Origin of the sequence: Mesorhizobium sp. B1-1-1, from assembly GCF_006442955.1 — a bacterium.
GTDB lineage: Bacteria > Pseudomonadota > Alphaproteobacteria > Rhizobiales > Rhizobiaceae > Mesorhizobium.
Window position 1 is genome coordinate 479,489 of sequence record NZ_VFWW01000005.1, and the last position, 6,941, is coordinate 486,429.

General features: G+C 60.3%; 6 protein-coding genes and 1 pseudogene. 3 read left to right on the plus strand and 4 right to left on the minus strand.

The features are described 5' to 3' along the window. Positions 1 to 70: 70 nt before the first annotated feature. The 3 genes from FJ986_RS13095 to FJ986_RS13105 form a co-directional block, all read right to left on the minus strand. The gene (locus tag FJ986_RS13095; protein ID WP_140517491.1) at positions 71 to 1,084 is read right to left on the minus strand and encodes a glycine betaine ABC transporter substrate-binding protein; all 1,014 of its coding nucleotides are present in this window, start codon (positions 1,082 to 1,084) and stop codon (positions 71 to 73) included. A gap of 120 nt (positions 1,085 to 1,204) precedes the next feature. Then, the gene (locus FJ986_RS13100) at positions 1,205 to 1,558 is read right to left on the minus strand and encodes a Rieske (2Fe-2S) protein (protein WP_140500687.1); all 354 of its coding nucleotides are present in this window, start codon (positions 1,556 to 1,558) and stop codon (positions 1,205 to 1,207) included. A gap of 9 nt (positions 1,559 to 1,567) precedes the next feature. Further along, a complete protein-coding gene (locus FJ986_RS13105) occupies positions 1,568 to 2,650 on the minus strand; it encodes an amidohydrolase family protein (RefSeq protein ID WP_140674463.1) in 1,083 nt (360 codons plus the stop codon). A 124-nt stretch (positions 2,651 to 2,774) separates the two neighbouring features. On the opposite strand from FJ986_RS13105, the gene FJ986_RS13110 reads away from it, so the two are divergent. The 3 genes and pseudogenes from FJ986_RS13110 to FJ986_RS30800 form a co-directional block, all read left to right on the plus strand. Then, positions 2,775 to 3,632 carry a LysR family transcriptional regulator gene (locus FJ986_RS13110; protein ID WP_140559947.1) on the plus strand — a complete coding sequence of 286 codons (858 nt, stop codon included), beginning with the start codon at positions 2,775 to 2,777 and terminating at the stop codon, positions 3,630 to 3,632. A gap of 89 nt (positions 3,633 to 3,721) precedes the next feature. After that, complete coding sequence (locus tag FJ986_RS13115; protein WP_181181878.1) at positions 3,722 to 4,777, plus strand: hybrid-cluster NAD(P)-dependent oxidoreductase; 1,056 nt, start codon at positions 3,722 to 3,724, stop codon at positions 4,775 to 4,777. 99 nt (positions 4,778 to 4,876) lie between these two features. After that, positions 4,877 to 5,129, plus strand: a pseudogene (locus tag FJ986_RS30800) (zinc-binding dehydrogenase); the annotation flags it as partial. A 68-nt stretch (positions 5,130 to 5,197) separates the two neighbouring features. On the opposite strand, the gene FJ986_RS13125 reads toward FJ986_RS30800, so the two are convergent. Next, positions 5,198 to 6,941 (minus strand): hydantoinase/oxoprolinase family protein (locus tag FJ986_RS13125; protein ID WP_140674467.1); only part of this gene is annotated, 1,744 nt, incomplete at its 5' end.

The following is a 6,941-nucleotide window of genomic DNA, read 5'->3' on the forward strand; positions in this document are numbered from 1 at the left end:
CCGATCACGGATTTGAGCGGCCGGGCAACAGTGCAGGCCGGTTCAGAGCCTGCAATGCCGGCCCTGGACTTCAATGACCGAACCACTTCGCCACGTCGTCGGGGTGGGCTTTGATCCATTCCTTCGCCACATCGCCTGCCGGCTTTTTGTCGACGATGATTGCATAGGCCCATTTGCTGATGTCGTCCGGATTGAAAGTAATCCGATCCAGGGCGGCGGTCAGTTCCGGTTGCCGCTGGGCCAGCGAAGCAGCATAGGCGATGTGCACGGTGGTGTCAGCATATGCCGACGACACTTTCGATTTTTCGAACCATTGAGGATCCTCGCTCGGCTGCAGCATCACGAACTTAGCTGGGTCGTGTTTCGGTTCGGTGAGAAAGGCAAGCTTGTAGCGGGCGAAATTCTGGTGTGGGCCGTAGCAGTAGCCGACCCATGGCTTGTCTGCCTTCGCGGCCCGGTCGAGCGATGCCGCGGCCACCGCTTCGTCGGTCACCTGGAGATCGAAGAAATCGGCGAATCCATAGTCGCGGGCCCGCACCTTTTCGATGTTTGTCGACTGCCAGCCTGACGCGCCGATCCAGATTTCGCCCTTGCCGTCGCCATTGGTGTCGAAGATCTTGGCGTTGTCCGGATTGGTGAGATCCGCGACATCCTTGATGCCATATTTGTCGACCGTGACTTGGGTGACGCAATAGCCTTGCTTGGCTTCGTAGCCGTTCTGCGCGAGTTTCACCGTGCCGGCGCCTTTGACATATTTGTCTACCAGGCCCTGCTGGTTCGGCAGCCAGACATCTGGCCAGATGTCGACCTCGCCTTTGTTGCGATCCATGGCTTCCCAAATGACTGGGACTGCGGTGGTGGTGACGGTGGAAACGTCGAGCCCAAGCTCCTGTTCGGCCGCGTTCTTGATGACGTTCATGACCGCCGTTGCGGTAGCATAGTTTGGATCCGGCATAGTCACGTCTGCACCGAACGCCGACGATACCGGCGCCAACAATAGAACGCCGAGAGATGGTGCAAGAAGTCGGTTTTTCATATCGTTCCCCAGTTGAGTTGCGCTGATTTTTCTCAGCTTATTGGTCAAGTTAGCGAAACGTGCAGGCAATCCATCCCAAATTGTGCCGCATTAGCAAAAACGATGAAGCGCATAAGGCGGTCGTTGAGATTCCGATACCCGCTCTGTAGGCAGAGGGTGTCTCCATGCTCAGGCCGTCACGTATATGCTCCCTGCCTCGACGGAGACTGGGAACGTCCTCGCGCGAACGGACGGGTTGACCAATGCTGCGCCCGACCTGATGTCGAATTCCCACCCGTGCCAGGCACAGCGAACGATTTCATTCTCACGGTGATAGATGAATTCGGCTCGCTCGACGGGAGCAGTCGTTCCGCATTGCGGCCCCTCACAAAGGGGGGCCCCTCGATGCGGGCATACATTCAGCAGCGCATGGAAACTATCGCCGATCCGGAACACGCCGATCGACAGGCTGCGCACCTTGGCGATGAACGGCGTTCCGACCTGGATCTCGTCGGCGCGACAAATATACGTCTTCTCAGCCATAGCAGGTCGTCACGCTGCAGCAGCGGCTTGCGGGCGGGGAATGCGCTTGTAAACGTCTAGCGCATTCTGGCCGAGCACCTTGCGGCGCCATTCCGGCGGGATGTGCAAAGTGTTGACGTCATCGTAGTCCCAATGGGGGTAGTCGGACGCAAACAGCAGCGTGTTCTCCCCGTCCATGGCCTCCAGGATCGCCCAGAGGTGGTTGACATTCGAAGGCTGCTCCAGCGGTTGGGTGGAGAAACGTATGTTGCGCCGGCAATATTCCGACGGCAGCATTTTCAGCCATGGCGTCTCTTTTCGCAGTGCTTTGTAGTCGGCATCCAGGCGCCACAGGACCGACGGGACCCAGGCGACGCCGCACTCGATGATCACGAAGTAGAGGTCCGGCCATTTCTCAAAAACGCCATGGGCAATCATGCTTGCCACATGCGACATGGCCGACATGTGCAGGATCGCATGGGTCTCCCAGAAGAAAGTGGTGGGCGCTGGCGCGACAGCGTTCCAGTTGATGCCGCCATGTCCACCAAGATGTATGGCGAACGGCAAACTGACCTCGGCACAGGCCTCGAAGATCGGGTGATAGACCGGGTCGCCATACGGCCGCACAGAGCCTTGGGAGGCCAGAACTTGCGCCATCCGGGGATGCGCGCCGAGGCGCCGGATCTCCGCCGCCGCAAGGCGCGGGTCTTGCGGTGCGATGATGATGGAGCCCATGAAGCGGCTGTCTTTCGGCAGCCATTCATTGATCTGGTAGTCGTTGTAGGCGCTTACCAGCGCGCTAGCGTAATAGGGATTTGCCAGTGTCGACGCTTCGATGGGCTCGTCGCCAGTTAGGATTGCCGCTCCGACATTGTATTTATCGAGGTGCTTCTCCTTCATGATCAGGTAGTTGTCCGCCTCCACCTTCGGTCGCACATCCTTGCGGGAGAAATCCTGCGGATGAAACCAGGGGCGATGGCCGTGCGGAAAAGCGCCGACCGGGCCGGTCTTCTCGCCCTCGATGAACATGTCTTTCCAGACACCGGACAGGTAGGGCTCCAGCACCGTCGCGTTGGACCAATAGTTGTGGCAATCGCAATCGACTATGAACACTTTTCCCTCTTCCTTTGATGCGGCCGTCACAGACCGTGGCTTCTGCACCGAACTTCCGCTTTGATAGTGCACGGATCAAGCGTATGAACAGCTAGATACGATCGCAAAAATCGATGGCTCGCCTATGCAGTTGGAACAAATAGAGACGTTTCTCGACATCATTGAATCGCGAAACTTCAACCGGTCGGCGGAGCGCCTCGGACTGACGCAATCGACGGTCAGCACTCGTGTCAAGAACCTGGAGGCCGCCGTGGGGTCCGAACTCTTCCATCGCGGCCGCGCCGGTGCCGAGCCGACCGCGGCAGGGCGGCGGTTTGAGGTTTACGCGCGGTCAATGCTGTCGACCTGGTCCCAGGCCCGTCACGACGTGCGCGCCTTTAACAGATTCGAAGGCAGCCTTCGGGTCGCTGCCCAGGTTGGAATGACTCGCTCGATCCTGCCGGGTTGGTTGGAAATGCTGCTGCAAGTCTTGCCGCGGTCCTCGATCCATGTCGAATCCGACTACTCGCCGCAGATGATATCTGATCTGAGCCTGGGAAACCTCGATATTGCTGTTGTTTATGCTCCACGCTACCTGCCCGAGATCACATATGACCAACTGATGGTCGAGGAATATACAATGGTCTCGACCAAGGCACGCCGGCTTAGCGATGTAAGCCCGGACAATTACATCCGGCCGGGTTACACCGTTGCGCTCGAGAAGGCTCATGCCGAGGCGTTGCCAAATCTGACTGCGTGCCGGCTTTCGATGGGCTCCGAAACGCTGGCCGACAATATGCTGAGGCGCGCAGGCGGCACCTGCTACATGCGCGCCGACGATGCGCGTCGCTTCGCCGCCGAGCAACCCTCCCACATTGTGGAAGGTGCTCCAACTCTGCATCAGCCCGTCTACACCGCAATTCTCGCGCGACGCCGGCATGAGCCAAACATAAAGAAAGGCATTCGCGCGCTTCATCTTGCGGTCATGTCGCTGGAAGGTTGATCGATATTGTCGATCATAGATGCTTGAGGTTCCTCCTGTATCGAACGTAGGCCTGCTGGCATTCTTGGCCCCTTAATGGGAGCCAGATGATGAACGCCCTCGTTTCTTTCGCTCCCTCCTGCCGATCCGACCGCGTCAGCGGACGTCACACGCTGATCTGTCGCGGCATCGTTCAGGAGACGCACGACGTGAAGACCTTCGTCTTTTGTCCAAAGCGCGGGCAGGCCGGCCAGTTCAAAGCCGGGCAGTTTATCACTCTGAACCTCGTGATCGACGGCGCTCCGGCCGTCCGAACTTACTCGATCTCTTCGCCGCCAACCCGGGTGGGAGACCTCAGGATAACCGTCAAGCGCGTCCCCGGCGGCCTCGCTTCCAATTGGCTGCATGACAATCTCGAACAGGGAAGCGAAATAGAGATCGACGGCCCGTCCGGCAGCTTCAACTGGGATGACCTGCGGAGCGACCGGCCGCTTTTCCTCTCCGGCGGCAGCGGCATAACACCGGTGATGTCGATGCTGCGCACGCTCGCCGACAGTGGCTCCGACAAGGATGTCTGCTTCATTCATAGCGCACGCTCGCCGAAGGACATCATCTTCGGTGACGAGCTTGACAACCTGGCACGGGACCATCGCAATTTTCACGTCCATGTCGTCTGCGCCGAAGCTGTGCATAATTGGGCCGGTCCAACTGGATTGGTTGGTGAGTCCATGTTGCTGAAGTTTGCTCCCGACATTAGGGAGCGCACCGTTTATGCCTGTGGGCCCGAGCCTTACATGAACGCAGTCCGGAACGCCCTCAACAGCATCGGCTTGGATCCTGGTCGGTATCATGAGGAGAGCTTTGGCGGCCTGCTGAAGCCTGCACCGGTGTTGCAAACAGCCCAGGCCGCTTTCGTGCGTTTTGCTCGCACAGGTGTCACCCACCAATGCCGTTCGACACAGACCCTGCTCGAAATCGCTCGGAGCGTTGGTCTGTACCTGCCAAGCGCTTGCCAGCAAGGGATTTGTGGGACCTGTCGTGTGCTGAAGGTCAGCGGCGACGTGGAAATGGCTGATTTCGGCGGACTCAGCGCACAGGAGAAGGACGCCGGATATGTGCTCGCCTGCTGCACACATCCCATGGGAGCGGTGTCGATAGACTTGTAACTGCAGGCGCACACCGCGGCCGTGCAAATCACAAAGCAATTCAATACCGATATTGTCGTGGAAGGCACCGAACCGATGACCAATTCGCGTGAGAGATAAGACATAGGCAGCATCGATCTGGTGTTCGACGTCATCGGTGGCGACATCCAGAAGCGGTCTGCAGCCCTGATCCGGGGGGAGGTATGCTGGTGACCGTCGTCGGACCAGCCGAGGCGCAGCCCGCAGATGGGTTGGCGGTCGATTTCGTCGTCGAGTCCGGTCGTGGCCAGTTGAGCGAGATCGTCCAGCAGGTGCGGAACGGACGGCTGCGGACGAACATTGGCAAGGTCGCGATCTCGACGAGGCGATCGCCGCCTCAGGAAAAAATACTGTCAGAGCATTGTCACCCGACAACGCTTCACTCACAACAACGCGTGCATGTCACGACGCGATTCGCGGCCGCCCGGTGGCTGTCGCGACGACGATGGCTTCCACGAAACTGCGCTCGCCTTCGATTGTAGCAGCTCTTATGTCGCGTGCGATCTCGATCCGAGCCTGATCGGCCCCGGCGCGCTCGGCAAGACCTGCCGCCAAGACTCGAATGTGGGCTTCGGCTGCGGCCATCGCCTCGTCCTCGGTGTCATAGTCGTCCAGCCGCTCGCCGGAATTGAGACGGAAAAGCCCGATCTCCGGTTGGCTGACACGCGCTTCCGCTGACATTCGCACCTGCCCAACCACGGCGCCCAACGCATTTGCGACATCGGCGTGTTCGGCAATGCTGCATTCATTGCCGATCAATTGCGGCAGCCCGGCAAAGTGCAGCGAAGCCGACGCCCCGAGGCCGATCACCGGCCGGTCGAGCGCGATCGACAGCCGCGCCATGCCGCCTCGCCCGCCAACCGCCCGCTGAACCAGCGGGTTGGCAACGGAGACGCCGCCCTCCAGCCCGTCCTCGGCAAATACCGATTCAAGAATTACTTCGGCAGAACGCCGGGTGACGGCGGCAAGAACCATCTCGGAAAACGCTTCTGCGCCTTTGGCGACACGATGCCCCTGGCCGTCGCGCTTGCGTGAGAACAATTCGGCGCCCAGTCGAGCCGCGACAGGATCCCAGTTCCCTTGCCGGCCGAGCACATGGGCCGCGTCAGATGGCGTGAAGCCGACGATATGCACCAGGCCACGTGCGACGAGGCGATTGAGCGTCGCGACCTGTGACGTCGATACGAGCAGCCGGTCGAGCGCGGCGGGAATTGCCGAAATGTCAGCATAGAGCCGCGTCTCGGTAACCGTCAGGCCTGCGGTTAGACGTTCGGGCACACCTGTGCGCAATGCGAAGCGGCCGTCCAGCCGGCTGGTGTTGGGACTGAGCAATTGCCGGTTGAGACCTTGGCATATGGCATCGCCGTGTTTCACCGCGGCGAGCGCCAGCGGTACCAGCCGCCGGGGCCCGAGCACGATCGTCGAAGCCAACGACTGCTCATGAAGCGAAACTTCCGAATCCCCACCAAGGCCAAAGGTGCGCATGGCGACGGCTTCCACCATGGTTCGCATTCCGCCGACGGTGGCGCCTTCCGGATCGAGCCGCAGGCGGCCGCCGTCCAGAACTGCGATGTCGGTGGTGGTGCCGCCGATGTCGGATACCACCGCATCATCGATGCCGGTCATGTACCGCGCCCCCACCAGGCTTGCCGCTGGTCCTGACAGGATGGTCTCGATCGGCCGAGCGCGGGCGAATTCTGCGGTAATGAGCGCGCCGTCGCCGCGCACGACCATGAGCGGAGCGACGATCCCGCGTCTTGCCAGAAAGCTCTCGGTGGCGTCGACAAGGCGATCGATCATCGAGATCAACCGGGCGTTGAGAAGCGTGGTCAGCGCCCGACGCGGGCCGCCGAGTTTCGACGACAATTCATGCGAACAGGTCACCGGGAGCCCGGTGCGCTCGCGGATGACGTCACGTACCGCGATTTCGTGTTCGGGATTGCGAACGGCAAAATAGGAGGCCACGGCGACGCCTGAAACTGTGTCGGCGAGAAACGGCAGCGCAGCCACGAGAGGGTCGAGCACCAGCTCACGCGGATCTCCGTGGACGTCATGTCCGCCCGGGCAAAAGATCACGGGATCGGAGCCAAGGGCCTTTGACAATCCGTTCCGGGCAAGGTCGGCTTCAGTGAAGCCGATCATCACC